We start from the raw sequence: 26,396 nt of genomic DNA, 5'->3' as shown, positions 1-26,396 counted from the left end.
TTATACAGCGTGAGCTAAACTGGAATTTCGGTGCAACATAGGAATTATGTTCACCGTGTATATAAAAGTGAAACAATCTTATGTGAATCCAATCAGTAATTATATGAATTCATGTAAAAATCATACTATTTAGCAATATATTATTTATTTGGAAATGCAATATTCTAACGTATATTAAATATGTAATTATAAATATAAAATTATAATGGCATGATGATCGATTCAAATAATGAAAACATCAATCGACGTAATGTCCTGAAAACATCAATCGACGTAATGTCCTGAAAACATCGGCTATTGTGGGAAGCCTAGGAATCGTCCCGGGACTCGGTGCAGCAAGCGACGAGTCTGTAGACAACCGTGATGACTTAGGTGAAGTCAGCGGGACGATCACGCTCGATTCTGCTAACGCAATGAGTGATCAAGAACTGGAAAGCTACACTCAAAAACAATATCTCGAATCGGATCCTGATGTCGCAGCGAAGGTTGTTCCCCCACAAGAGTCGACCATTAGTGCTCTTTCAACGTCGCCTAGCGACCCCACCAACGTTACTCTTGAGGATACGTGGGACTCCAACGTTCGGACGATCAAAGGAAACACTTACGACGAAATCATCGGCGAAACCCGTCATATGGTTTCCGTATACAAAGGAGATTACAAATCCTCAAGCGGTGACAATGTCTACATCTTGTGGCACATGTCGAGGGCGGACTTTGGACCGGAGATTACCAGTTGGAATACTAAAGTTGAAAAGATGGAGAATTTCATTAACCTCCCATCCGACTGGTCTTTGTTCACGTATCAGCCACAGGATTCGATCTCTGGTGGAGGTCAAGACATCAACGTGGGAATCGGTGCCGGATACGGTGCAGGGAGCATGTCGCTCGGTACGACCGTGACGGTTGGCGGTGGAACGGTTCGCACGACCAATCAAACTGCGACCGGGTCCGGATCAAAATACCAGCTGGAATTCACCGGTTGCAGCAAAGGTGATAACGGAACGGAGATTATGAATGGCCTTTCACTTCTCACGACCAGTGACTCTTCGATTTCATCGGGTAAGCTAAGCTGGCACTGGAGAACGCTACTGAACACTACCCTCGACTGCTTCTACTGAAAAACATCTCAACACCTGTTTTATTGTTTCGCGGTTAATATCTTTGATAAGTGCTAATTACTCAGTTGCCACATTTGGCACGAATCGTACTACTATCGATTCTCTTGCCATTCTGGTAGGCGACCATTTCGTACGTTTCTCCAGTAGGACGTCGATTTCCCACGTCCCAAGTAACGTCTGTTTGCTTCTCTGTCACCTTTGATGTGGTGATTTTGGAACCATTTTCTGAGTAGACCGTAATCTTCCCTACAGACTTCGGTTCGATTTCCAGAGTAGTTGTAATTTGAAACACCGTTACCGTTCCATCGTCAGTGTCTCGTTTGACAGAATCCCCCTGATACTTGAGCGCTGTAATCGCATCCGTCTTGAACGCACGTTTCGTCGAGTAGGTACAAATGCTTTTGTCTCCACTATCTTCACCGAGACAACCCGCAAAAAAGACTGCGCATGCTCCATAGAGGACTTTTCGCCGTTTGTATAGGGCGGACATACTAGCGATATTGCACCCATTCATATAATTATTGTTAATTAAACTATCGTGTCACTATTAATTCTTATCTGTAAGTATATATTATATATTATGTATTATACTATTAGTCTATATTCAAAACCGCAAGGAGCGCGGCGCTGACAGCCCTTATTCATACTACGTCGCCACCTCGCTCGGGAAAACGGTGATGAAACACGGCATCGGCGAACTCATCCGCGAAGAAAGTGACATCCTGACCCGCTACAGCTACTCTTTTCTACCTCACCCCAAAAACCCTCGTCCATGGCAACCCAACCACATCTGCTCGTTGACGAGGGCGACCTGAACGACATCGCGTTGATTCCGGGCGACCCGGGGCGCGTTGACCGAATCGCGGCGCAGTGTGACTCCTCGGAAGTCGTCTCCGAGAACCGCGAGTACAAGGTCGTCAACGCGGAGTACGAGGGCACCCCGCTGACCATCTGCTCGACCGGAATCGGCTGTCCGTCCGCGACCATCGCCATCGAGGAGATGCACGCCGTCGGCGTCGACACCGTCATCCGCGTCGGGACGACCGGCGCGCTCCAGGAGGACATCGAAATCGGCGACATGGTCGTCGCCACGGGCGCGGCGAAGGACGAGGGGACGACCCGCCGCTACGAGAAGGACACCTACCCCGCCGTCCCGGACTATCACGTCCTCTCGGCGCTGGTCGATTCCGCTGAAAGCAACGACGAGGACGTTCACGTCGGCCCCATCGCGTCCGACGACGCCTTCTACGCGGAAACCGACGAGTACGTTCGGTCGTGGGAGGAGGCGAACATCCTCTCCGTCGAGATGGAGGCGGCCGCCGTCTTCTCCGTCGCGCGGCGCAAGGGCATGCGTTCGGGAGCCATCTGCACCGTGGACGGCAACCTCGTGAAGGGAACGCAGAAGGGGACCGATACCGAGGACGACGAACTCCCCGAGAAGGCGAAGAACAACGTCGAACGCGCGATTCGCATCACGCTCGACGCCGTCGTCTCACTGGCGTGAAGCAGGGGTCCCGTCCACACCGACGACTCATCGACGTCCTCGTCGGTGGCCCGATACCCGGTATTGGACGATTGCGGGTCGGCGTGAGAAGTTCCGCTGTCGGTATCGTTGGGCGTGGCGTGAAGTTTGAAAACGATATCTCTTTCCCGGGATTAGGTTTATGAATGTGTACTTTTTCGTTCGTCTGCATATCGAAAGGGAAATCCCCCCTCGCTCGCAATAGACACACAAATGGGGTTATTGAGTTCGTTACCTATCCTCTCCCGGTCGAAATCAAGCGCGGGTGATGGCTCACGTGGGTTATCGCTCCGCGATGAAGAAATCCAGATGAACTGTATCGCGATCGTCATCGGAATCATCGCCGGACTCGGCGCGGTCGTTTTTCGTTTCACGATTTGGGCGGCACAGGAGGTCTTTTTCGGAAAAACACTCAACCCGGGAAACGTCGAATTCGAACTGATCGACGTTCCCAACGTGTTCGGAATTCTGTCGTTTCTCGGTCCCGGACGGTTTCTCTTGCTCCCCGCGATCGGCGGGCTTCTCGTCGGGGTCATCGTCATCCTGACGACGCCCGAGGTGAAGGGCCACGGCGTCCCGAAAGTCATGGAATCGATGCTCGTTCGCGGGGGGAAAATCGACCCGAAGATTTCGGTGTACAAGACGGTCGCCTCCTCGCTCGCCATCGGCAGCGGCGGGTCGCTGGGTCGTGAAGGACCGATCATCCAAATCGGGAGCGCGGCGGGGTCTTTCTTCGGACGCTTCATGGACCAGAAGTACACCCGGACGTTGGTGGCGGCGGGGGCGGCGGCGGGTATCGCCGGGACGTTCAACGCGCCGTTGGCGGGGGTCATGTTCTCGTTGGAAATCCTGCTCGCCGAGTACTACCTCCAAAACGTCATCGTCGTCGTCCTCGCGTCCGTGATGTCCACGACCGTCGCGCGGACCATCCTCGAATTCACGCCGAATCCCGGCGTCCGGGCGTTCCTCGTTCCCGTCGATTACCACATGGTCACGCCAGTCGTCGAGTTCCCCCTCTACATCGGATTGGGCTTCCTCATCGGCCTGTCCGGTGCCGCCGTCGTCAAGATGCTGTACGGCACCGAACACGTCTTCGAACGCCTCGACCTGCCCGAGTACGTGAAACCCGCCATCGGCGGTCTGCTCCTCGGTACCACCGTTCTCATCAGCACCGTCATGCTCCACGAGTCGGCGCTGACGACCGCGGATTGGCTGTTCGGCGTCGGATACGCGACCATCCACTCGGCCATCGCGGGCGACCTGACGCTGAAAATCATCCTCGCGCTGGCGATTCTGAAGTTGCTCGCCTTTTCGTTCTCCGTCGGAAGCGGTAGTTCCGGCGGGGTCTTCTCGCCCGGCCTCTACATCGGCGCGATGATCGGCGGCGGTTTCGGTATCATCGCGAGCATGCTCTTCCCCGGCACCGCGGGACCGGGTGCCTACGCGCTCGTCGGCATGGGCGGCGTGTTCGCGGCGACGGCCCGCGCGCCGCTGACGGCGACGCTCATCATCTTCGAGTTGACCGGCCAGTACACCATCATCCTCCCGCTCCTCGTCGTCACCGTCATCGGGAGCGTCGTCACCCAACGACTGCTCAACCGCGGGACGATTTACACCGAGAAACTCCGCGATAAGGGAATCACGGTACAGGAACGTCGTATCGGTAGTCTGGAAGATCTGACGGCGAAGGACGTGATGACGACCGACGTGGATACGCTGAACGCCGGTGACAGTTGCGAGGACGCCCTCCTCATGTTCCAGCGGACGAAACACCACGGACTCCCCATCGTCGGCGAGGACGGCGGTTTAGCCGGCATCATGACGCTGACCGACCTCGAATCCGAACTCACCAACTCCATCATCCACACCATCGAGGGTAACGAGGAAATCGACCTTCCCGACGAGGAGCGCGTCCCGGTGGAGAAGATCGGGACGACCGACGTGTTGACGGTTCCGCCGTCCGCGAACCTGCTCTCCGTCGTTGACATCATGGAAAAGTTGGACGTCGGCCGCATCCCCATCGTCGGCGAGGACGACCACCTCGTCGGTATCGTCACCCGGAGCGACATCCTCGACGCCTACGACAACATCCCCGAATTGACTCGCGGGACCGATGTCGACATTCCGGTCGTCGCCGAATCGAAACTCGCCAACGTCAGCGCCGGCAAACAGGACTGATACTCGATGCGAGACGGCAGGAACGAATATAGTTCACGCTGGGAAACCATTCGTTGATGCGCAACTGGTTGTGGTCGGTATTCGAACGGTCGGTGTCGCGTGCTCGCCGCGTTAGACGCCGCGAAACCGAGGAGTTTCGCCGCTGGTTGGAGACGAGCGCGAACCTCCGCCATCTGACAGCCATGGTCGCCCTTCCCGTCCTGATAGCGGGAATTACGGCGCTTTCAGACCGCGTCGCGGAGCTATCGTTTCTCCTCTATCCACCCCTCGCCTCGGGAACCTACACCCTGTTCAGTGACCCCGACGGCCGCTATGCCTCACCCCGGAACTTCGTCGGCGGCCTCGGGACGGGCGCGGTCTGTGGTTGGTTTTCGGTTTACTTCTCCGAGACGTTCCTTCACGTGCCGACAATCCAGCCGTTGCAGGCTCATCCCATCACTGCGGGGCTGGCCGTCTTTCTGACCATCGCGGCGACATGGGCGCTCTCGCTCGAACTCCCGGCGGCGTTCTCGACGTCGCTCCTCGCCGTCGTCGTCGGCGTTCACGAGCCGAGCTACGTGGCGAGCGTCATTCTTTCGAGTCTCATCGTCGTCTCCGTCTTCAGCGTCTGGCACACCGAGTTCTACCAGAAACGCTCGCGCTACCTGTATCAGTCCACGAAGGGCGACGACCACGTCCTGGTTCCGATGCGGGGGGAGTACGCCGAGGACGCGGCGATGTTCGGCGCGAAACTGGCGTCCGCACACGACGCCGGGAAGGTCGTGCTGGTGGATATCGTGGACGAGGACGCCATCGAGGAGGTGCGGGAAACCGCCGAAGTGCAGGACGAAGACCCGACGCTCGTCAGGGGACAGGCCACCGACCTCGAAACCGATGAGGTGGCCGAAACGCACGCGGCGGACGACGTGGCCACCGACCTCGAACGACGGGCCCAACGGATTCGAACCCGGATGGGAGTTCCCTGTGAAGTCGTCGTCGCCGGGGACGGGACGAACGAGTCCCGGACGATACTGCGGACCGCCCGCGAGACGAACTGTGACCTCGTGGTCGCACCCTACGAGGAGAAACACGGCGGCCTGTCGCCGTTCGTTCGCAAACTGTTTCGCGGACGCATCGACGCCATCGTCTATCGTCCCGCCCCGGGCGCGGACTCGGTAGACGTTCGGGACTACCAGTGGAAGCGGGTTCTCGTTCCCATCAGACGGGCGGGTGATACCGCCCACGCGATGATCGACTTCGCCCGACGGCTCGCCGGAGCGACCGGGACGGTGAGCGTCTGTACCTGCATCGACAGCGAGTCGAAACGACGGCGAGCCGAATCCACCCTGGCGGACCTCGTGGAGGCGTTCTCGGGGTCGTTCGAGACGCGCATCTCGCGGCGGGACATCGACGACTTCCTCACCGCGAACGACGACCATTACGACCTCGTCATCATCGGGGCGAGTACCGACCGAAGCGCCGCGTCGCGGTTCATCTCCCCGCCGACGTTCGAGCGTCTTCACGACGTCGACTGCGACGTGGCCGTCGTCCATCGGGGCTGACCCCCGTCGTCCGAAGGAGCTCTTCGAGCGCTATCAGAAGTCGTCCAGCGTCTTGTTCGACGGTTCACCCGCCAACTGGTCGGCCAGCTCCTCGACGTGGTCCCCATCGAGCGCCGCCCGAACGAGCATGCGACCGATGAGCGCCGGACTGACGACGATATCCGCACCCGCCCGACGCAGCTTTTGTACGTTCTCACGGTCGGTGGCGGCGGCCACGATTCGAACGTCCGCGTTCAACTGTCGAGCGGTCAGCACGGCGAGCGAGTCGGCGGCGTCGTCCTCCGTGGCGACGAGTACCGATTTCGCCCGGTCGATGCCGACACGTTCGAGGACGTCCTCGTCGCTCGGGTCGCCGTGGACGACCGTCTTCTTCCGTTCGCGCAGTTCGTCGACGAGGTCCGTATCCTCCGCGACGACGACGTATTCGGTCGAACCGTCGAGTTCGTCGAGTATCGATTCCGTGAGCAGGTGTCCGTAGCCGAGGACGAGCAAGTGGTCTTCCATGAGGTCGATGTTCGAGGTGGATGATTTGCCGAGCGCGCTGGCGAAGCTGTTCTGCACGATGGGCGCGAAGAGGATGCCCAGCGCCGCCGCGAAACTGCCGGTTCCGAAGACGATGACGGTCATACTGAACGCACGGGCGACGGTCGTGGTCGGTTGCACGCTTCCGTAGCCGACCGTGCTGGCGGTGAGCAGGGTGAAGTAGAACGCGTCGAACCACGTTTCGAGGTTCCTGAACTGGTCCTGCAGCGCGTAGGCCCCGATGGTGCCGTACAACTGCGCGCCGACAACGGCGGCCGCCGTGGCTATCTGGGCGGTGGAGAGTTCCATCGATCGCTGGAACCGCCCCCGAACGACGAACAGTACGGGTACCGTCACGAGCGCGAAGGCGACGAGCGGGAGCGAGTACGGAGTCGATTGGAGGAGCCCGTGGACGACCGTAACCGGAACCAACAGCGCACATGCGTACCACGCGGCTCGGAATCCCCGACCCAATCCCATCGCCGCGATGAGCAGCAGGAAACCGACGATGGTGCCGGTGTACGTGGTCGTTTGACGGATGGCCAGCGGAACCAGTCCGCCGAACAGTCCGCCGCCGGTCGATCCCGCCGCAGTCGTGACGAGTCCGGTCGCTATCGATAGCAGCGCGACCCCGATGACTAACCACACCGCTACGCGTGCCGACGTGAACCGCCGCCGGAGACCCCCCTCCATACGACAGTTCGTGCGACGGCCGCCGCGATAAATGGGGTGGCCGAACGGTCACCCTTCCGGAGGTACGTATCGTCGGTACGCGGCGACGGTGCAACCGAAACCTGCTCCTTCGATGACGAAACCCGTCGGTACGTCTTTGGTATTCGACCGTTTGTGCCACGGTATGAGCTATTCGCTGCCGGTGCAGGTCCTCTTCGGGCTCTATCTCGGGGCGCTGACCGGCGTCGTTCCCGCCCTCGTCGCGTGGACGCTCGGGTTCGTCTTCCGGTACGTGACTGGCGTCTCCGTTCCCGGATTCGGCGTCGTCGTCCTTTGCGTCGCCATCGCGGGCGTGCAGGGCGGGCTACTCGGCCTCCTCGACCCGGCCATCGGCCAGTCTCCTATCATCGTCGTCGCGCTCGTCGTCGTGATGCTGTCGAGCCAGTACGCCCACGCCAAGGGGGATTCGATGGGGTCGACGTTTCCCCGCCGAATCGGCTTTCGACAGTTGCGCGAAAACCGCCTGTCGAGCGACGTCATCGAACGCGTCGGACGGTTCGGTCAGGTCCGCGTGCGAGCGACGGGTGACGTCGGCGACATCGAGGGGTATCCGCCGCTTCCCGACGACCTCCGAGCGGCCATCGCCGAGGACGAATGGACGTTCCCCGGCGATTTGCCCATCCCGGAACTGGAATCCCGACTGGCGGACCGCCTTCGAACCGACTACGACCTCGCGGACGTGGCCGTCGAAATCGACGCACGGGCGACGGCGACGGTGAACGCGGCACCGCCGGAAGGATCGCTTTCCCGTCGCGTCCCGCCCGGAAAACGTGCGGTTTCCGTGGACACCCTCGTACCGACGGGGCTGTCGCGCAGCGATACCGTCGTCTTCTCGCTCGGAGACGAGGAGATAGGCGGCACCGTACTGAGCGCCAAAACGAACGGTGGCGGTGGCGCGAACGAAGATACGGATGCTCCATCCGCTCCCACGCCGACCACCAATGGTGGGGACGGCCGCGTCACGGTCGCCGTCTCGAACGGGGAGGCACGCCGACTTCTCGACGACACGCCGACCAAACTCCGCGTCGAGTCGCGGGGCACGCGCTACGAGTTCGAACTCATCCGCCTCCTCCGACGCGCGGGTAAGCGCTGGGAGCGGGTTTCGATTCGCGCGGGAAGCGAGTTCGACGGCCTGACGCTCGGTGCCGCCTCGGTTCGGGCGACGTACGGCGTGGCGGTACTCGCGCTCGAACGGGACGGTGACTGGACGGTCGCACCGCCCGGAACGACCGCCCTCGAGGCCGGTGACGACCTGTACGTTGTCGGCGACGACGAGTCGATTCGGCGGTTTTCGGCGGTGGTCGCCTGATGCCCCTGTTGGCGGCGAGCATCGTGGACGCGTTCGTCCATATCGTCGGTCTCGGACTCCTCTCGGGTGCGGCCGCCGGTGCGGTCGCGTTCCTCCATCGGTGGTACACCCGCGAGCGGGTACCGAGCGGCCTCGCGGTACTCGCGGGCGTCGGGGCCGTGGGTATCTGGCTCGGAACGTGGCGGACGCTCCAGCCGTTCATCCTCGACGGGAGTCAGGACATGCTTACATTCACGAACGCGCTGATTACGGTCGTCTCGTTTCTCGTCGCGGGGCTGACCGCCCTCGGAAGCGTCCGCGTTGGCGACTGGGCGGCGACGGACATGGTAGCCCTCACGGGTGGAACTGGAACCGACGACGTGAGCCGACTCGTCCAAACGGTCGGTCGCGTCGTCACGGTCACGCTCCCCGAACACATCGACGACATGGACGGTCACGATACCGTTTCGAGCGAGAGGAAAGCCGAAATCGCCGGGTCGTCGTTCGTGTTTCCCCGCGGCCTCACCGTCACGGAACTCCGGGACCGGATCGTCTCCCGACTGAAAGACGACTACGGCGTCGGACACGTGGATATCGACCTCACCGACGACGGCCGTATCGACTACCTCGCGCTCGGCGGGCGTGTCGTGGGGCTCGGACCGCTGCTCGCACCGGGAACCGTCGCCGTTGCAGTTCGTGCCGACCCCGCGTTCAGCGCCGGAATCGGCGATTCGGTCGCCGTATGGCGGCACGACGCTGACGATGACGACACGGACGACAGTGCTCCGACCCGGGTGACGACCGGCGAAATCCGCGGCGTCGTCGGCGACGTCGTGACGCTCGCGGTGGACGAAGCCGAGGCGACGAAACTCGACGCGACACACCGTTACCGATTGGTGACGTTTCCCGTCGAATCGCGCCCCGAGCAGGTGTTTGCAACGCGACTTCGGTCGGCGGACGAGACGATGGCCGTCGTCACCGTCTCCCCGCGGAGCGGCCTCGTCGGCGTCCCCGTCGGCGGCCTCGACATGACCGTCGTCGCGGTTCGCCCCGACGGCGACCCCGTCGAGGTGCTTCCCCCACGGAGTCGCGTTCTCGAACCCGGGGACGCACTGTACGCCGTGGTCCAACCGACTCGGTTGCGTGAAATCGAACACGCAGCGGACGCCACGGTCGAGGGGATAACCCCTGATCTTATATAGGATACCGAGGCCATTCCGGTCCGATGGTGAGCGAAGCAGTGGTTGCGATGGTGACGGAGACGGTAGCGACGCTGGTCGTCCCGTCGCTCGCTCCCTTCCCGTGGCCGCTTCGCTCTCCGGCGCACCGACCGTCGGAACACCTCGTGGAAAGAAAGTCACTTCCCGTCGCCGACCGTTTCGTTGCCTATGCAGTGGAAACTCTTCGCGGACTTGGCCGAACTCGCCGGGGGGAAGGAGGTGTCCGTGGACGCCGAACCGGGAGACAGCGTCGGCGATGCTTTGGACAACCTCCTCGCTCCTCGGCCGGAACTCGAATCCCGCGTACTGGACGACGATGGCCGCCTCCGCGACCACATCAACGTGCTCCGGAACGGGACTAACGTCTTCGCCGAAGACGGGTTGAATACCGCTCTCGAACCGGGCGACGAGTTGGCGCTCTTTCCCCCCGTGAGTGGTGGATAGCGCGTGAGCCTTCGCGTTCTCCTGACGAACGACGACGGCGTCGATGCGCCCGGTATCGACGCTCTGTACGACGAACTCACGTCGGTGGCCGATGTGACCGTCGTCGCTCCGGCGGAGGACCAGAGCGGCGTCGGCCGTTCGAACTCCCACACCGTCGAAGTTGACGAGTACGAGCGCGGTCTCGTCGTTCACGGAACGCCCTCCGATTGCGTCGCGGTCGGTCTCGGAACGCTCGACGTGGAACCCCACATCGTCGTCGCGGGATGCAACGACGGGCCGAACTTCGGCGCGCACAAACTCGACCGCTCGGGGACCGTCGGTGCCGCGAAGGAAGCCGTCTTCCTCGGCGTTCCGGGAATCGCGGTTTCGGCCTACGACCCCGATGACGGCGTTCCCCCTCGCTTCGAGCGCGAGGATTTCGCTCAGGCGGCGCGGGTCACTCGCTCCCTCGTCGAGCGCGCGAACGCCGTCGATCCGGGAACGTATCTGAACGTCAACGCTCCCATCGGAGACGGAACGCCGCGTGTCCGCCTCACTCGACCGGCGCGCGACTTCGACGTTCGAATCGAGGAGACGGGGGAGGACGGGGAGACCCTCGCCCTCATCGACCGGTTTTACGATCCGCTTCGGACGGACCGACCGGAGTCCATGGACGACCCCGTCGGAACCGACCGCAGGGCGCTCGCCGAGGGGGAGATCAGCATCTCGCCGCTCGGCGTCGACCACGAGGTTCGGGACGAAGAAACGGTTTCGGGCGTCCTCGGTGCGCTCCGCGGACGGTAGCCGTTAGCGCCGCGGAAAATCGCCGTTGATTCGTCAGCGGTAGTCCTCGGTCAGGTCCATCCCCATGACGAAATCCGGATCGTCGGCGATTTCCACTCGGCAGTAGGCCGCGTCGGAGACGATCCGCGGGGTTTCGGGGATGAGAACCCTCGTTTCGTCCGCGTCGCGGTTCGCGGCGTCGCGGGAAATCGCGGCGAACAGCGAGCGGGCCGCGTCCACGTCCGTCCACGCGCCGATGGCGTATTCGATGAACACCGTCCGCTCTCCGTCCTCGTCCGGCAGTTCTTGCTCGCGTGCGACGCAGGCGAATCCGCGTGTTCCGTCCTCCTGCACGACGAGGAGTTCGCCGTCTTCGGCACTGCGCTGGAGGTCCTCGCGGGTCAGTTCCGACAGCGCCCACGTCTCCTCGAAGTCGAGTGCGAGGCCGCGGAGGTACGTGCCCGCGTCGCTCCTGCTCCAGTAGCTCCACGCGGCGTTCACGTCGTCGGTGACTTCCATGGCGGGGTCGGCGTCGGCATCGGGTTCGGGATGCGCCCATCGAAACTCCGTGATCGGATCGTACCCGGTCGCCCGCGATTGGCCGAGTCCCGCGACGTTCCACGAGAAGACCATGTTGCGGAGCGTCGTCGCTCCGCGTTCGCGCGCCCAGTCGAACAACTCGTGTGTCATGCGGGTCGCGACGCCGTGTCCGCGAAAGTCGGGATTAACGCGCATTCCCTGACCCCACGCCTCCCAATCCGAGAGCAACACGCACTGGACGATTCCTGCGATGTCGTCCCCGGCGTCGGCGACGACGGTGTAGCGGTCCTCGCCGTCTATCCAGTCGTGGTAGATGCGCGGGATGTAATCGCCTCCGTCGCGGTCGGCCCACGTGTTCTCCGTGAACGCGGCGACGGCCTCGTAGTCGTCGTGGGTCGCTTCCCTGAGTTCGATTTCGGTTACTCCCATGGCACCGAGCGCTCGGTAATCTCGCCCGCGAGTGGCTTCTGCATCGTCGTTTCGGGGTCGTCGCTGTTCGCCAGCGCCCACATCAACTTCACCTTCGCCGTTCCGGGGAGCATGTCCTCGCCCTCGACGACACCAGCATCGAGCAGGTCGCGGCCCGTGTCGTACACACGGTCGCAGACGCGCCCGCCGAGACACTGGCTTGTCATGACGACCGTGGTCCCGTCGTCCACCAGTTCGCCGATGCGGTCCACCCAGTCGGAGTGGACGTGGCCCAGTCCAGTTCCTTCGAGAACGAGTCCGGCCTTTCCGTCGGCGTAGTCGAGCGCCTCGACGCCCATTCCGGGCGTGAACTTCAGGAGTTCGACCTCGCTTTCGAGGCTGTCGTAGAGGGCGAGGTCCCGTGACCCTCGCTCGTCGTAGTCACGTCGGAACGTGACTTCCTCGGTATCGTAATCCACTTCGCCGAGCGGTTCCGCGCCGATGGTCTCGAAGGCGTCGCGGCGGGAGGTGTGGTTCTTCCGAACGCGCGTTCCGCGGTGGAGCGCACAGACGTCGTCGCTCTCGGTCGCGTGCATGCAGACGAGAACTTCCGCGCAGTCGGCCTTCGCGGCCTCGACCGAACAGACCGCGTTCATCACGTTGTCGGAGGACGGTCGGTCGGCGGAGCGCTGGCTTCCCGTGAACACGATGGGGACCGGCGTGTCGAGCATGAACGAGAGGGCGGAGGCGGTGAACTGCATCGTGTCCGTTCCGTGCATGACGACGACGCCGTCGGCCCCGTTTTCGATTTCGTCGTACACGGCCCGTGCCAACTCCCGCCAGACGTCGGGCGTCATGTTCTCCGACAGGATGTTCGCGACGACGCGACCGCGGTAGTTCGCCCGTCCCGCGAGGTCCGGCACCGCGCGAAGCACGTCCTTCGCGTCGAACTGTGCCGTCACCGCGCCGGTTCGGTAATCGACCGTCGAGGCGATGGTCCCGCCGGTGCTGATGAGCGAGATCGTCGGCAACTCGGGGTCGAATTCGACGACCGAGGAGTCGTCCGACGTCTCCTCTTCGATATCGTACACTTCCGATTCGAGTACGTCTACGTTCGCCGCCCTGCGGTCGATGCCGACGTTGTACCCGCCGTCGAGTTTAACGACGAGGTCGTCCGGCGTCGTGGAGGGAAGCAGTACGCCCTCGTAGGTTTCGTCCGCTCGCTCGACGCGAACGCGGTCCCCTGGATTCATACCACGAGGTAGCGTGGCGTTCGACTTGAATCCACTCGTTTCGGGGAAAGGCACATTACCCACGGGAATCAATTCAGGAACATGACTCAGCGCACTCGGACGCGCGAAGCCGACGACGACATCTCGGACCTCCTCAGCGACATCGACGGTGACGGTGAGCAGCGAACCGGGGGCAGCGAGAGCCGTCGCAGTCGCGCGAAGAAGCGCGTCGGGAACCTGTTCTCGGTTCGCTACTTCGGCCTCGCGACGGTCGTGCTGACGGTGGCGATGTTCTTCGGCGGCGTCATCCCGTTCATCGGCAGTCTGGCCGGTCTGGTCGCCATGTTCGCCGTGTCGTTCGTTCTCGGTGCGTTGACGAGCGACTCGAAAGTCGCCGAAACCGCGCTCGCCGGTGCAATCGCTGGCGGTCTGACGTTCGCCCTCAAACACATCGTCGCCCTCACCGTCGGCGGGTTCCCCATCGCCGCAATCGGTATCATCTCGGGGCTCCTCGTCGCCGGCCTCGGCGCGTACTTCGGCGGCGACCTGCGCGACGGCCTGACCCGTGAAATCTAACCGGCCAGCGTCCACGTGTCGTTTTCGCGGTCCAGTTCCACGATTCCCCGTTCCGCCATTCTTTCGAGGTGGCTTTCGACGATTCGTGCCGGGGCCTTCGCCTCCTGACTTATCTCCGCCGTCGTCTCCGCACCGGCCGCGAGCGCGGCCAAAATCTCGGCTCGAATCCTGTTCTCGCCGTTCCCGTCCACCGCCTCGCTGAGCGAGTCGAGGACGCTCGTCATCCGCCCGTGAACCCACCGCTGTGCGAGCGACAACTCGCCCTTTAAATCCTCCAGACAGTTGAGTTCGGCCGCGAGGTCGGCGACCTCGCTCGCCTCCGAGTCGCTTATCTGCTCTACGCCCTCCTCCCCGTCGTCCGCGGATTCGACGCGTTCGTCGAGATACTGGACGTTCAGCGAGAGGTACTGACACGAACTAACGTCGAGGTTCGGACTCGCGGGATAGGCGCTCTTCATTCCGAACTCGTACGGGGAGACGTCGACTTCGAGACGGAGGTTCCGGGAGATGTTGAAATATTTGCGGCGCTGGTCGTCGGTCCGACTCTCGACTAATCCCGCCTCCTCCAGTTTCCGAAGATGGTCGATGACCGCCTTCGGACTGACACCGAGATAGTCGCTTATTTCGGTGACGTAACAGGGTTTGTGTGAGAGGAGTCGCAGGATACGCCTTCGGTTTTCGTTTCCGAGTATATCGAGCAACGCGGCAGAGTCCATTCGCGCTCACATCTTGGCAACCCGAACGGAAAAGGGTGTCTCTCGGCGTCAAAGGGTCAAATCGCCCTAAAATGTGGGGTCTACTGGCCGTTCTCTCGCTTCCGGCGTCGGTTTCAGCTCCCGATGCCGACGCTGACGGTTTCGTTGCCTACACCGACGCCCGCATCAACCGATCCATTTCCGTTTCCCGAACCACCACTCGCCGTTCCGTCGCTGCTGTCGTTTCCGACGCCCACGGTCCCGCTACCGATGCTCGTTCCCGGGTTTTCACCGCTCTCATTTGTCGTCTCGTTTCCCCCCGGCCCCATCGTGGAGTTGTTCTCCTCCCCGTTGAGGTGGACGCTGTGTATCGATCGGGCGACTTCTATCATCTCCGGACCGCCGGCGGTGTCGGCCCGCTCGCTGAGGTTATCGACGTCGCCCACTCGCGTCCCCACGGTGACGGCGCGCGGTCTGGTCGCGCTGATAGAGTACTGAATCGCCCGAATCTCGCCGATCAACTGGCTCATCTCCGACTGGTATTTGAGTCGGCTGATCCGTCCGCTGTTTCGGGCCTGCACGAGCTTTTGTTTCCTCTCTTGGAGGTCAGCCAGCTGGTTTTTCATGTCGCCGACGTTGTTGCTGACGAGGGCCTGTCGTGCGGATTTGTTCTTCGTCTGGTTGAACCGAGCGACCCACATCCCGGTGTCGACGGTTCCCTTCGCCTGCGAGGTGCTGACCTGCATGAACGAGGAGATTTCGGCACCGAGCGTGCTGTTGTTGGTGGTGTTGTTCGTCTGCTGGTTGGCCTGGAACGACGTTGCTCCGACGTCCGTCTGGGCATCCGGTGTCGTGTCCGGCGTCGGTGCCGCAGCGGTCGGGACGGCAAGAGCGAACCCGGAGAGCAGTAGCGCGATTAAGAGGACGGCGCGAGCGGAGTTCATCTACTACTCCATTACTAATCCTCTCCTTAAAAAGGGGGTAATTCGTTCGTTCTGTTCACGAATCGAAACGAAGAAGCGAGAGACGAGGAGAACGTTTAAAAGCAATGCTCAGTCGGCAAATCGACCCATCGAATGGGACGCCGCAAAGACCGAAACGAAGGAGAGTGCAACAGTTATTAATGGGAGGGCAAAGCCGACTTCGTACCGAAGCGGTGGGTGGTAGCCGAATCCGTAGTCGAGAACGTCACTGGCGAGCGACACGACGAGCGCGGCGATCAGTGCTCCTCTCGTCGTCGTGCCGTAGTTCGGGATGAGATACGCCTCCGCGACGAACCCGAGGTGGGTGATGATGATTCCCCAGTAGTCCCAGAGTGCCCGTGGATCCCACGGCAGGCCGAAGTAGAGCGAAAATCCGAGGTTGAGCGAGATGAACGTCCAGATACCGAACTTGAACAGCCAGACGAAGGCGAACGTGTTGAGGTACGCGAGCGGGAGGTTCTGGGGCGAATCCGAAAGCCGATTGCCGAGGTTCGGCAGCAACGTGAAAAGCGAGGCGGTCATGATCGCGAGCGCGGCCGGGGAGTCCGCATACAGGGGCCAAAGGAACGTCGGAAAGTTCGGCATCGTCCGAATGTAGAAGTCGAGACCGACGAGGATGGCCGCGGCGTTGACGACTATCAGCCAGACCAGACTCGGCGTGTTTTCGAGATAGTAGCGGGCGTACCGCTCGGGAATTGCCATGTTGTATCCGTGTCGGGGATTACTAAAAGAACTGCTATCACCGTCCCGAACCCGGAACGCGTGGAACGATTATCGGGTGTATTTGCTCTTCGACATAACTGTTCTGGATAACTACTATATAACTATTGAACCGTGTATGGTATTGTCTATCATGTTCGAATCGTTTTCGAGCGGTTACTACCTCGGTCGGTTGTACGTCGAACCACACGACGGCGACCGCGCTGTCATGGCCTCCGACGATCACGAGTCCGTGAATCAAGCCCTCTACGCCGCCGGGGAGGGGATAGAGCGCTTGGACTGGCCGCTCGTCATGAAGATAGAGCAACAGCACTTCCCCGTCCACGCCGAGGAGGGCGTCCCCGACAACACGCTCGCACTTCCCGACTCCGTCCTCGAAAACACCCGAATTCGAAACCCGCCCGAGTTGAAGGAAGTGCTGCTGGCGAAAGCGGACCGCGCGGCGCAACTCATCCGGTATCAGCGTGATCATCCCGGGTTCCGGACCGACGGTGCGGTCTGAACGGTACCGACCGATATCTCACCGTCCGTCATCCGGTACGCAAAAGAGTACGGACTCCCTACTTCCGGGTATGGTTTCGGCCGCCACGGTGCTCGGACTTTCCGTCATCATCCTCGTCAACACCGTCATCACGGCGGTTGTGATTCGCTTTTTCCGCCTCCGCCTTTCGACGCGATGGGGGGCAGTAGTGTACACGCTCTTGCTCGTCCCGCTCGTCTACGTCGTCACGACGATCGTGCTGAGCGGCGTGATCGGATTCGGCGGCAGCGGCATCCGCGACATCGGAACCGCCCTCATCCTCATCTGGGTGCTACCGTTCTCGCTCGGCGTCTCCATCGACCTGTTCTGGATGCCGCCGCCCGAGGAGGTCGAACTGCCGGACAACGCGCGCGACCAACAACAGGGTCGCTGACGGCACCACGGCCAACCATCCCACGCCGACGACGGCCGCGAGCGGTTCCCAGAGGTAGAGCAGGCTTACCGGTCCGACCAGTAGCGCCGTGAGACCGACGCCGACGAGCGCGCGGACCCACGGCGCGGGCGACCCGAACCAGACCGCGAGAATCGCGTCTAACAGGTCGAACAGCAACAGCGCGGCGACGATGTGTTTCGTCCGTACACGAACTCGCGAGGAGCGCTCCGGTCGCTCCGGGAGTTCGAACACCGGAAAGACGAGTCGAATCCGCTTGGGAAGCGTCAGCGGCGGCAGGCGCATCGGCGGCAGCGTGAACCCGAGCCCCGAATCGTCGTCCCCCTCGCTCATAGGGGACGTACGCCCTCCACCGTCAAAACTACTCGTCCGCGTCCTCGGTGACGCGCTCGATGGTGGAAACGACGCTCTCGATGACCGCCTCCGGCGATCGGGTCGCATCGACCCGGACGAACCGACCGGGTTCCGCGTCCATCAGACGCTCGTAGTTCGACTGCACCTGCGCGAGGAAGCCAGCCTGTTCGAACTTGTTCGTCGCGCCGCTCCGCGCCGCGCCGGTTTCGGGGTCGACGTCGAGATAGATGGTGCAGTCCGGCGGGCGCGTCCACGGCTTGTGAACGCCGATGATGTACTCCATCGGGCGGGGGACGACCCCGTCCAACGCGACGGCCTGATAGGCGTACCGCGAGTCCGAATACCGGTCGGAGATGACGAGTTTGCCGTCTTCGAGCGCGGGGCGAACCGTGCGTGCGAGGTGGGCCGCGTGGTCGGCCGTGTAGAGGAACAACTCGGCGACCGAATCCGCGTCGTCGTCCTCGATGGAACGGTTCACGGCCTCACCGTACCACGAATCGGTCGGTTCGCGGGTGAACACCGCGTCGGGGAACTCCTCGCGGAGTACCTCCCAGACGGTCGATTTCCCGCTCCCGTCCAACCCTTCCAGCGTTAGCAGCATGCCCGGACGTTCGAGTCGCTCGGTAAAACGTTCGGGGTTTCGGTCGGGACCCGTCGGACGGACCTGCCTCGTTGGCAGGTAGTTTTAGGTCCTTTCGCCCACAGTTCCGCGCCATGAAGGTTCTCGTGACCGGCGGCACCGGGTTTATCGGCCAGCGTCTCGTCCGCGAACTCCTCGACCGAGGACACGATGTGACGGCGCTCGCGCGAAATCCCGACGAGGCGGATTTCCCGAGCGACGTCGAGAAAGCGATGGGCGACGTGACGGCCTACGCGTCAATCGAGGGATCGTTTTCCGGGCAGGACGCCGTGGTCAACCTCGTCGCCCTCTCGCCCCTGTTCAAACCGCCCCGCGGGCTTAGCCACATGAGCGTCCACCTCGGCGGAACTCGGAACGTCGTGCGGGCGGCGGAGGAACACGACGTCGGAAAGATCGTCCAGATGAGCGCCCTCGGTGCCGACCCGACCGGGCCGACGGAGTACATTCGGTCCAAGGGACGAGCCGAGAACCTCGTGAGGGAGTCCGACCGCCAATGGACGATATTCCGCCCGTCTGTCGTGTTCGGGGAGGGAAGCAAATTCCTCTCGTTCACGAGGAAACTCACGCCGCCGTATCTCGCTCCACTTCCCGGCGGTGGCGAGACTCGATTCCAGCCGATTTGGGTGGGCGACCTCGCGCCGATGCTGGCGGACGGAATCGAGAAGTCCCGCGACGGCGACACCTACGAAATCGGCGGCCCAGAGGTCCTGACGCTCGCGGAGGTCGCCAAACTCGCCCGACGGGCCGAGGGGCAGTCCGTCACCGTTCTCCCGATTCCGATGGAACTCGCCGGGGTCGGATTGAAGGTCGGCGGTGCGATTCCGGGGTTCCCGATGGGCGGCGACCAGTATCGCTCGCTCAAATTTGATAACACGGTTATGGATAATGACGTCGAGTCGTTCGGTATCGAACCCGAAGAATTGACAACCTTGGAGCAATATCTACATATTGACTACAGAGCTCGGACATAACAGAACGAACACCTGTCTGGATATATCCAGACTTAAAGAGGGGGCATATGATAGTTTTATCGTCGGATACGATACTGCACACTAAATTGCCTACGTCTTGCGATTTTGTGTCTCGAATGTCGAGTGTTTGAAACGGAACATACCACAAAGTTTATGTCCTCTTTCCGTCTGTTCTTCTCTCAACGGAGAACGGTACCGAAAAATGAAACTCGCGATGATCGGATTTGGTCAGGCAGGCGGGAAGATAGTCGACAAGTTCCTGGAATACGACCAGCGAACCCAGAGCGGCATCGTCCGTGCGGCAGTCGCAGTCAACACCGCCCGTGCTGACCTCATGGGTCTACAGAACGTCCCGGAGGAAAATCGGGTACTCATCGGACAGTCCCGCGTCAAAGGGCACGGCGTGGGTGCGGACAACGAACTCGGCGCGGAAATCGCCGAAGAGGACATCGACGAAGTACAGGGCGCTATCGACAACATCCCCGTTCACGAGGTGGACGCCTTCCTCATCATCGCCGGAATGGGCGGCGGTTCGGGGAGCGGCGGTGCGCCCGTCATAGCGAAACACCTGAAACGGATCTACACCGAACCTGTCTACGGATTGGGTATCCTTCCCGGCGGCGACGAGGGCGGCATCTACACCTTGAATGCGGCACGCTCGTTCCAGACGTTCGTCCGTGAAGTGGACAACCTGATGATGTTCGACAACGACGCGTGGCGTCAGTCCGGCGAAAGCATGGAGAGCGGCTATGCCGAAATCAACGAGGAGATAGTCACGCGGTTCGGCATCCTCTTCGGTGCCGGCGAAATCGGCGGCGGCGACGACGTCGCCGAAAGCGTCGTGGACTCCAGCGAAATCATCAACACGCTCGCCGGCGGCGGCGTGTCCACCATCGGCTACGCCGCGGAGGGAGTCGAGATGCAGAGTTCCGGCGGTCTCCTCTCGCGGTTCACCGGCGGAGGTGGCGGACAGGCCGAGGACACCGCACACACGACCAATCGTATCACGAGCCTCGTCCGCAAAGCGGCGCTCGGTCGGTTGACCCTCCCCTGTGAGATTCAGGGGACGGAACGTGCACTCCTCGTCATGAGCGGTCCGTCACCCCACCTGAACCGGAAAGGTATCGAGCGCGGCCGGAAATGGCTCGAAGAGCAGACCGGCAGCATGGAAGTTCGCGGCGGCGACTACCCCGTCAACGAACCCAGCGTCGCGAGCGTCGTCCTGCTTTCGGGCGTGACGAACGTCCCGCGCATCAAGGAACTCCAGCAGGTCGCCATCGAGGCACAGGACAACATCGACGACATCCAACAGGAGAGCCAAACGAACCTCGAAAATCTCGTCGAGGATGATGAGGATGAACTCGACCCGTTGTTCTAAATCGTTCGCCCTGCTGCTCGTCGTCACGCTCGCCCTCTCGGCGGTTGCACCCGCCACGGCGATTTCGACGGAGCAGAGCGGCATCCCGAACGATGCCGCCGTCGGCGACTCGGTGACGGCGACGATGACGTTGACCGACCTTTACAGCGACTACGAACAGTGGACGTTGGAGGGGCAAACCGAACTGACCGACGTGACGTGGACCGTTACAACGTACGATCAAGCGGGTAACCAGAAGGCGAAGGAGTCCTACGACGGCCAGTCGTTCGACCACTCGCTCGCCCTCGACACTGACGCGAGCAAAGCGGTCGTGAAGGTGTCCGGCACCGTACCCGAAGTCGCGAACTTCACGTTCGACCCACAGCAGTCGTTCACGTTCGCCACGCTGAGCCAGTCCCGAGAGGGGGGCAACAGCGAGGAGATCGAGACGTGGACGGCCGACTACCACACCGAGGACAGCAAGAGCGCCCGTGACGCCATCGTCGGCGCACAGGGTGCCATCGAGGACGCGCCGTCGGGCGCGAACACGGCGGACGCCGAAAGCACCCTCGACAACGCCATCTCGGCCTACGAGGCGCAGAACTTCGACAACGCCATCGACCTCGCCGGCAAAGCGGAAAAGAGCGCCAACTCGGCGGCCGACGAGGCAAAACAGTCCGAACAGCAGAGCAAACTGCTCATGTACGGCGGCGTTGCGGTCGTCGTCCTCCTCGTCATCGGCGGCGCTGGGTACTGGTACCGTTCCCAGCAGCAGGACAACTACCGCCTGCGCTGACTCGGTTTCACGCGTTTTCGTACCCCTTCGGTAGCCGTTTTCGCAACCACTTAACCTACCACCCGAATACCAACGGGTATGCAGGTGGTGGTGCCGTTCGCCGCGGGTGAACCGAAGACGAGACTCGCCGGGACGCTCACGGCGGAGGAGCGTCGGGCGTTCGCGCTGGCGATGCTCGACGACGTTCTCGCGGCGATTCGCTCGACAGGCAGGGAGCCACGTGTCCTCTCGACCGGTCACGTCGATATCGATGCGCCGCTCGAAGTCGATTCCCGACCGCTGACGCCCGCCGTGAACGACGTACTCGCCGCCGCCGATTCAACCGCAATCGTGATGGCGGACCTCGCGCTGGCGACGCCGACGGTGCTGGAACGGCTCTTTTCGGCGGAGGGCGACGTCGTCATCGCGCCGGGACGCGGCGGCGGCACGAACGCGCTCGTTTCCCGTCACTCCGAGTTTCGGGTGGACTACCACGGCACGTCGTACCTCGACCACCTCGAAATCGCCGACGAAATCGGCGCGTCCGTCACCGAACTGGATTCACACCGCATCGCCACGGACGTGGACGAGGTATCCGACCTCGCCGAGGTGTTGATGCACGGAACGGGTACCGCCCGCGATTGGCTTCTGGACGCGGGCTTTTCGCTCTCCGTGACGGGCGGTCGGGTGTCCGTTACGCGGTAATTCTCGAACGGAAAAGCTCCCTCAGATCGCCAGCCGAATCCAGCCGAGCCACGGAATCCTGAGTTTCGCCTTGCCGACTATCCACGACGACTTGACGGGGCCGCTTATCGGCCCGTCGAGTTCGTAGACTTGGTCGTACACGCCGTTGTGGTCGCCTTTGGTGATGAACCCGGCGTGGGGTGCGGGGCAGTTTCGCAGTTCCTCGCAGTTGTCCGCAGTACCGACGTACGCTTCGTTCGCCCGGTCGTACCAGTTCTCGTTCTCCCGCACCCAGAACCGCGCCCGATGGATTATCGGCGTTCTCCCGCTGTCGCCGTTCGGGCGGTAGACGATGACGTCGCCGTAACTGTGGAACTCCCGATAGCCGGACCCCCTCCCGGCGCGGTACGGCACGACGCCCGTGTCACCGTACGACCCGTCGCCCGCGAGTCGTCCTTCGTCCATCACGACGACGAGGTCGCCTTTCTTCATGTGCGGTTGCATGCTTCCGCTTTCGACGGCCACCATCGGCGGCCACACGCCGGTTATCGCGAAGAGGAGGACGCCGATTCCGACGACCCACATCGCCGTTTTCACCACGTCTCGAACGATGGCGACGGGCTCCTCCTCGGTCGTTCTGAGCCACTGGAACAGCTCCTTCGGCCCGGCATCGGTTGGAGGGGACATTCGCGTTTTACTCGTCTGTATCGTTGCTTGAAACTTCTGATTGGAGGGATCAGGTTCGACGCGTTCGTCCCGAAGCTCCAAACCCTTTTACCCCCTGCCTCGTAGCCCACACCATGATTCCGGGGGCCGCCGAGTACGACATCGACATCACCTTCGACGAAGCGGACGTGGACCGACTCCTCGCCGTCACCCCGGCGGACGTCTCACCCGCCGACGCGTTGACCTACGCGAAGAACGTCTTCGTCCCGCTGACGACGGCGTGTCGGTACACCTGCACCTACTGCACGTACTTCGACGCGCCGGGGGAGGCGTCGCTGCTGTCGCGCGAGGAGGTTCGAGAGATACTTCGGACGGGTGCGGACGCCGGCTGTACGGAGGCGCTGTTCACGTTCGGCGACGACCCGGACGACCGGTACACGAGGGTTCACGAGCAGTTGGCCGACTGGGGCCACGACTCGATACACTCGTATCTCCGCGAGGTGTGTAAAATCACGCTGGAGGAGGGCCTGCTTCCCCACTCGAATCCGGGCGACCAGACGCGCGAGCAGATGGAACTCGTCGCGGACGTGAACGCGAGCATGGGCGTGATGCTGGAGACGACGGCGGACGTGGACGCCCACGCGGGGCCACGCCGGAAGAATCCGGGGCAGCGCCTCGCCACGATTCGGAACGCCGGGGAACTCGATATGCCCTTCACCACAGGTCTGTTGGTCGGTATCGGCGAGAGCTGGCGCGATAGGGCCGAAAGCCTCCTCGCCATTCGCAAACTGCACGAACGGTACGACCACGTGCAGGAGGTCATCGTCCAGAACGTGGTCTCGAACGAGCGCTCCCGCTTCGAACGACCGTCGGTCGAGACGATGCGCCGGGCCGTGGCGATGGCGCGGGTGGCGCTCCCGGACGAAATTTCGGTGCAGGTACCGCCGAACCTCTCGCCGACGCGGGAGTTGTTGGACTGCGGTGTGGACGACTTGGGCGGCGTCTCCCCCGTGACGGACGACTACATCAATCCCGATTACGCGTGGCCGGCGTTGCGCGAACTGGAGGACATCGCGGAATCCGCCGGCGTTCCTCTTCACGAACGCCTTGCAGTGTACGACCGATTCGTCGCCGATGGTCGGATTTCTGACCCGATTCGAGCGGCGTTCGACGCGGACGATTCGGCGGGTAAACGGTATCGCTCGATCGTGGAGCGAACGTGACACGTTCATCCCGATTCCAAATACCAGATATTTTATCCTTGGTGTGGCTATTCGCACTCGTCGACGCATGGGTGACAGGATACGGGTACTGCTCGTCGATGACGACGTTGACGCTGCCGATTCGACTGCGGCGCACCTCGAACGGGAGAGCGGCCGAATCACGGTAGTACGGGAACGAAATTCATCCGACGGATTGGACGTACTTGCGGAGAAACGTATCGACTGTATCGTCAGCGAGTACGACATGCCGGAAACGGACGGTATGGAGTTCCTCGAAACGGTTCGAGAGGTCGAACCGGAGTTGCCGTTCATCCTCTTTACCGGAAGCGGAAGCGAGGAGATAGCGAGCGAAGCGATTTCCATCGGCGTTTCCGACTATCTGCGGAACGTCGGTGGGTCGGAACGGTACGGGATGCTGGCGAACCGAATCGAAACAGCGGTCGCACAACACCGGTCGGAAGTGGAGGCGAGCGAAGCGACCCAGCAGATACTGCGGATGTTCTATCGCATCACGGACGCCTTCTTCGCCATCGATAGCGACTGGAGGATAACCTACGTCAACCAGCGTGCGGCGGAGTTCATCGGTCGACCACGGGACGAACTCGTCGGTTCGAACGTTTGGGAGTTCTTTCGGGGGGAGGAGAGTCGAGCGCTTCACGAAGCGTACCGACGTGCGTTCGAAGGGCAAGAGCCGATCTCCCTCGAAGCGCGATCCGCGGTTCGTCCCGGAAGGTGGGTCGAGGAGCGAATCTATCCGGCGGAGGACGGACTCTCGGTGTACTTTCAGGACATCACCGAGCGCAAGGCCATGGAGTCCGAAATCCGCGAGACGAAGGAGAAGATAGAGGACCTCCACGCCGTCGCCGCCCGCGTCGTCACCTGTACGACGGGCGAGGAGATATACGACCTCGCGATCGAGGCGGCGGAGGACATCCTCGAATTCGACATCTGCTCCGTGGATGCAATCGTGGAGGGCGTACTCGTCCCCCAAGCCGTCTCCACGAAGTCCTCGACGAACGGCTACTACGAGGGAACGCCCGTCGAGGAGGACGGGAGCCTCGCGGCGGAAACGGCACGTACCGGTCGGTCGAAACTCGTCACCGACCTTCACGAGGCGGGTTACGCGCCCGCCGAAGCGGCCTACACGTCCGCCCTGAGCATTCCGATCGGGGATATCGGCGTGTTTCAGGCCGTTTCGAAGGACGTTTCGGGATTCGACGAGGACGACCTCGAACTCGCGGAACTCCTCATCACGCACATCACACAGGCGTTGAATCGGGTCCGGTCCGAGACCGAACTCCGCGCGGAAATCGACCGGTTCGCGGCGCTCTTCGAGAACGTACCGAACGCGACCGCGAGCTACGTTTTCGACGGCGGGGACCCGGTCGTTCGCGACGTAAATCCCGCGTTCGAGGACGTGTTCGGATGGGAACGGGAGACGATGGTCGATCACCCACTCGACGATTTCCTCGTGCCGTCGGGAAAGGAGGACGAGGCGCGGGCGATAAACGAACGGGTGAGGGGAGGTATCCGAATCGAAGGCGAGGAGATCGGTCGACGGACGGAAGAGGGTTCCCGGGACTTCCTGCTCCACACCGCGCCGGTTCGCGTCGGCGAGACGAACGAGGGCTTTACCATCTACACGGATATCACGGTGCAAAAACAGCGCCAGCGCAAACTCGAACGCCAAAACGAACGCCTCGACGAGTTCGCAAACGTCGTCTCCCACGACCTGCGCAACCCGCTCAACATCGCCACCGGTCGCCTCGAACTGCTCGCCGAGGAGGTGGACAACGACCACGTCCCCCCGATTCGACGGGCGCTCGCCCGGATGGAGTCGCTCATCGGCGACGTGCTGGCGATGGCCCGCCAGGGGAAAGTGGTGAGCGAGACGGAACCGGTATCCCTGACACGGGTCGTCCGAAACGCGTGGATGATGGTTTCGACGGAGGAGGCCGAACTCCGACTCGACGACTCGCTCGCCGTCGTGGATGCCGACGAGGGCAGGCTCCGTGAACTGTTCGAGAACCTCTTTCGAAACGCGATCGAACACGCGGGTTCCGACGTGACGGTGACGGTCGCACCGCTCTCGGATACGGATGGGTTCTTCGTGGCCGACGACGGCGACGGGATTTCGGCGGACGACTATCGGACGGTGTTCGAACACGGCTATTCGACGACGGACGCGGGGACCGGATTCGGGCTGGCGATCGTCGAGAGCATCGCCGAGGCACACGGCTGGGAGGTTCGAGCGAGCGAGTCGAAAACGGGCGGTGCGCGGTTCGAAATCCTCACCTGACGCTGCACACGGCT

27 protein-coding genes are annotated in these 26,396 nt (G+C 62.1%); 17 read left to right on the top strand and 10 right to left on the bottom strand.

The features are described 5' to 3' along the window. Positions 1-299: 299 nt before the first annotated feature. On the top strand, positions 300-1,118 hold the full coding sequence (locus tag LJF34_RS13215) for a hypothetical protein (protein WP_231185481.1): 819 nt from the start codon (positions 300-302) through the stop codon (positions 1,116-1,118). A 61-nt stretch (positions 1,119-1,179) separates the two neighbouring features. Here LJF34_RS13215 and LJF34_RS13210 read toward each other — a convergent pair whose 3' ends face one another. Next, the gene (locus LJF34_RS13210) at positions 1,180-1,608 is read right to left on the bottom strand and encodes a hypothetical protein (protein ID WP_231185480.1); all 429 of its coding nucleotides are present in this window, start codon (positions 1,606-1,608) and stop codon (positions 1,180-1,182) included. Between the two features lie 282 nt (positions 1,609-1,890). On the opposite strand from LJF34_RS13210, the gene LJF34_RS13205 reads away from it, so the two are divergent. The 3 genes from LJF34_RS13205 (at position 1,891) to LJF34_RS13195 (ending at position 6,359) form a co-directional block, all read left to right on the top strand. Continuing rightward, entirely contained in the window at positions 1,891-2,622 is a 732-nt protein-coding gene (locus LJF34_RS13205) for a nucleoside phosphorylase (protein WP_231185479.1), read from the top strand. A 327-nt stretch (positions 2,623-2,949) separates the two neighbouring features. Further along, a complete protein-coding gene (locus tag LJF34_RS13200) occupies positions 2,950-4,818 on the top strand; it encodes a chloride channel protein (protein ID WP_231185478.1) in 1,869 nt (622 codons plus the stop codon). Positions 4,819-4,874: 56 nt separating this feature from the next. Beyond that, positions 4,875-6,359, top strand: coding sequence for an HPP family protein (locus LJF34_RS13195; protein ID WP_231185477.1), 1,485 nt, complete (start codon positions 4,875-4,877; stop codon positions 6,357-6,359). 33 nt (positions 6,360-6,392) lie between these two features. On the opposite strand, the gene LJF34_RS13190 is transcribed toward LJF34_RS13195, so the two are convergent. Further along, complete coding sequence (locus LJF34_RS13190; protein ID WP_231185476.1) at positions 6,393-7,574, bottom strand: NAD-binding protein; 1,182 nt, start codon at positions 7,572-7,574, stop codon at positions 6,393-6,395. A gap of 163 nt (positions 7,575-7,737) precedes the next feature. Here LJF34_RS13190 and LJF34_RS13185 point away from each other — a divergent pair, with 163 nt between their 5' ends. The 4 genes from LJF34_RS13185 (at position 7,738) to surE (ending at position 11,348) form a co-directional block, all read left to right on the top strand. Beyond that, positions 7,738-8,922 carry a TrkA C-terminal domain-containing protein gene (locus LJF34_RS13185; RefSeq protein WP_231185475.1) on the top strand — a complete coding sequence of 395 codons (1,185 nt, stop codon included), beginning with the start codon at positions 7,738-7,740 and terminating at the stop codon, positions 8,920-8,922. Then, positions 8,922-10,103: a TrkA C-terminal domain-containing protein gene (locus LJF34_RS13180; RefSeq protein WP_231185474.1), complete on the top strand. Its 1,182-nt coding sequence runs from the start codon at positions 8,922-8,924 to the stop codon at positions 10,101-10,103. Before LJF34_RS13185 ends, LJF34_RS13180 begins: the two co-directional genes overlap by 1 nt. Positions 10,104-10,289: 186 nt before the next feature. Continuing rightward, a complete protein-coding gene (locus LJF34_RS13175) occupies positions 10,290-10,565 on the top strand; it encodes a ubiquitin-like small modifier protein 1 (RefSeq protein ID WP_231185473.1) in 276 nt (91 codons plus the stop codon). 3 nt (positions 10,566-10,568) lie between these two features. Then, the gene (surE, locus tag LJF34_RS13170) at positions 10,569-11,348 is read left to right on the top strand and encodes a 5'/3'-nucleotidase SurE (protein ID WP_231185472.1); all 780 of its coding nucleotides are present in this window, start codon (positions 10,569-10,571) and stop codon (positions 11,346-11,348) included. 33 nt (positions 11,349-11,381) lie between these two features. On the opposite strand, the gene LJF34_RS13165 is transcribed toward surE, so the two are convergent. Together LJF34_RS13165 and gatD are read right to left on the bottom strand one after the other, a co-directional pair. Continuing rightward, positions 11,382-12,296: a GNAT family N-acetyltransferase gene (locus LJF34_RS13165; protein WP_231185471.1), complete on the bottom strand. Its 915-nt coding sequence runs from the start codon at positions 12,294-12,296 to the stop codon at positions 11,382-11,384. Continuing rightward, positions 12,287-13,528 (bottom strand): Glu-tRNA(Gln) amidotransferase subunit GatD, encoded by a 1,242-nt coding sequence (gene gatD, locus LJF34_RS13160; protein WP_231185470.1) that lies wholly within the window; start codon positions 13,526-13,528, stop codon positions 12,287-12,289. The genes LJF34_RS13165 and gatD overlap by 10 nt, the downstream gene beginning before the upstream one ends. An 81-nt stretch (positions 13,529-13,609) precedes the next feature. Here gatD and LJF34_RS13155 point away from each other — a divergent pair, with 81 nt between their 5' ends. Next, the gene (locus LJF34_RS13155) at positions 13,610-14,083 is read left to right on the top strand and encodes a hypothetical protein (RefSeq protein ID WP_231185469.1); all 474 of its coding nucleotides are present in this window, start codon (positions 13,610-13,612) and stop codon (positions 14,081-14,083) included. Here the strand turns inward: LJF34_RS13155 and LJF34_RS13150 are convergent. The 3 genes from LJF34_RS13150 to LJF34_RS13140 all read right to left on the bottom strand — a co-directional run bounded on the left by LJF34_RS13150 (position 14,080) and on the right by LJF34_RS13140 (position 16,463). Next, positions 14,080-14,799: a metalloregulator ArsR/SmtB family transcription factor gene (locus tag LJF34_RS13150; RefSeq protein WP_231185468.1), complete on the bottom strand. Its 720-nt coding sequence runs from the start codon at positions 14,797-14,799 to the stop codon at positions 14,080-14,082. The genes LJF34_RS13155 and LJF34_RS13150 overlap by 4 nt on opposite strands. A gap of 113 nt (positions 14,800-14,912) precedes the next feature. Beyond that, entirely contained in the window at positions 14,913-15,722 is an 810-nt protein-coding gene (locus LJF34_RS13145) for a hypothetical protein (RefSeq protein ID WP_231185467.1), read from the bottom strand. A gap of 108 nt (positions 15,723-15,830) precedes the next feature. Next, entirely contained in the window at positions 15,831-16,463 is a 633-nt protein-coding gene (locus LJF34_RS13140) for a DUF1405 domain-containing protein (RefSeq protein WP_231185466.1), read from the bottom strand. A gap of 151 nt (positions 16,464-16,614) precedes the next feature. Between LJF34_RS13140 and LJF34_RS13135 the strand changes: the two genes are divergently transcribed. Next, on the top strand, positions 16,615-16,983 hold the full coding sequence (locus LJF34_RS13135) for a DUF5802 family protein (protein WP_231185465.1): 369 nt from the start codon (positions 16,615-16,617) through the stop codon (positions 16,981-16,983). 70 nt (positions 16,984-17,053) lie between these two features. Then, positions 17,054-17,395 (top strand): hypothetical protein, encoded by a 342-nt coding sequence (locus tag LJF34_RS13130; protein ID WP_231185464.1) that lies wholly within the window; start codon positions 17,054-17,056, stop codon positions 17,393-17,395. Here LJF34_RS13130 and LJF34_RS13125 read toward each other — a convergent pair. Both LJF34_RS13125 and tmk read right to left on the bottom strand, forming a co-directional pair. Continuing rightward, entirely contained in the window at positions 17,294-17,746 is a 453-nt protein-coding gene (locus LJF34_RS13125) for a hypothetical protein (protein ID WP_231185463.1), read from the bottom strand. The genes LJF34_RS13130 and LJF34_RS13125 overlap by 102 nt on opposite strands. A 28-nt stretch (positions 17,747-17,774) precedes the next feature. Beyond that, positions 17,775-18,368, bottom strand: a complete 594-nt coding sequence (gene tmk / locus LJF34_RS13120; protein ID WP_231185462.1) for a dTMP kinase — start codon at positions 18,366-18,368, stop codon at positions 17,775-17,777. Positions 18,369-18,481: 113 nt separating this feature from the next. On the opposite strand from tmk, the gene LJF34_RS13115 reads away from it, so the two are divergent. From LJF34_RS13115 to cofC, 4 genes are all read left to right on the top strand, one after another. Further along, positions 18,482-19,378 carry a complex I NDUFA9 subunit family protein gene (locus LJF34_RS13115; RefSeq protein ID WP_231185461.1) on the top strand — a complete coding sequence of 299 codons (897 nt, stop codon included), beginning with the start codon at positions 18,482-18,484 and terminating at the stop codon, positions 19,376-19,378. Positions 19,379-19,580: 202 nt separating this feature from the next. Further along, positions 19,581-20,756 (top strand): tubulin/FtsZ family protein, encoded by a 1,176-nt coding sequence (locus tag LJF34_RS13110; RefSeq protein ID WP_231185460.1) that lies wholly within the window; start codon positions 19,581-19,583, stop codon positions 20,754-20,756. Continuing rightward, on the top strand, positions 20,734-21,531 hold the full coding sequence (locus tag LJF34_RS13105; RefSeq protein WP_231185459.1) for a hypothetical protein: 798 nt from the start codon (positions 20,734-20,736) through the stop codon (positions 21,529-21,531). The genes LJF34_RS13110 and LJF34_RS13105 overlap by 23 nt, the downstream gene beginning before the upstream one ends. 78 nt (positions 21,532-21,609) lie before the next feature. After that, positions 21,610-22,215 carry a 2-phospho-L-lactate guanylyltransferase gene (gene cofC / locus LJF34_RS13100; protein ID WP_231185458.1) on the top strand — a complete coding sequence of 202 codons (606 nt, stop codon included), beginning with the start codon at positions 21,610-21,612 and terminating at the stop codon, positions 22,213-22,215. A 21-nt stretch (positions 22,216-22,236) separates the two neighbouring features. On the opposite strand, the gene LJF34_RS13095 is transcribed toward cofC, so the two are convergent. Continuing rightward, positions 22,237-22,881 carry a S26 family signal peptidase gene (locus tag LJF34_RS13095; RefSeq protein WP_231185457.1) on the bottom strand — a complete coding sequence of 215 codons (645 nt, stop codon included), beginning with the start codon at positions 22,879-22,881 and terminating at the stop codon, positions 22,237-22,239. Positions 22,882-22,994: 113 nt separating this feature from the next. Here LJF34_RS13095 and cofG point away from each other — a divergent pair, with 113 nt between their 5' ends. Both cofG and LJF34_RS13085 read left to right on the top strand, forming a co-directional pair. Next, positions 22,995-24,083 (top strand): 7,8-didemethyl-8-hydroxy-5-deazariboflavin synthase subunit CofG, encoded by a 1,089-nt coding sequence (gene cofG, locus LJF34_RS13090; protein ID WP_231185456.1) that lies wholly within the window; start codon positions 22,995-22,997, stop codon positions 24,081-24,083. A 67-nt stretch (positions 24,084-24,150) separates the two neighbouring features. Next, a complete protein-coding gene (locus LJF34_RS13085) occupies positions 24,151-26,382 on the top strand; it encodes a PAS domain-containing protein (RefSeq protein ID WP_231185455.1) in 2,232 nt (743 codons plus the stop codon). Positions 26,383-26,396: the final 14 nt, after the last annotated feature.

The sequence above is a fragment of the Haladaptatus sp. DYF46 genome (assembly GCF_021083305.1).
Taxonomy (GTDB): Archaea; Halobacteriota; Halobacteria; order Halobacteriales; family Haladaptataceae; genus Haladaptatus.
The sequence above is the reverse complement of the archived record's forward strand: the minus strand, read 5'-3'. Positions and strand labels throughout refer to the sequence as shown.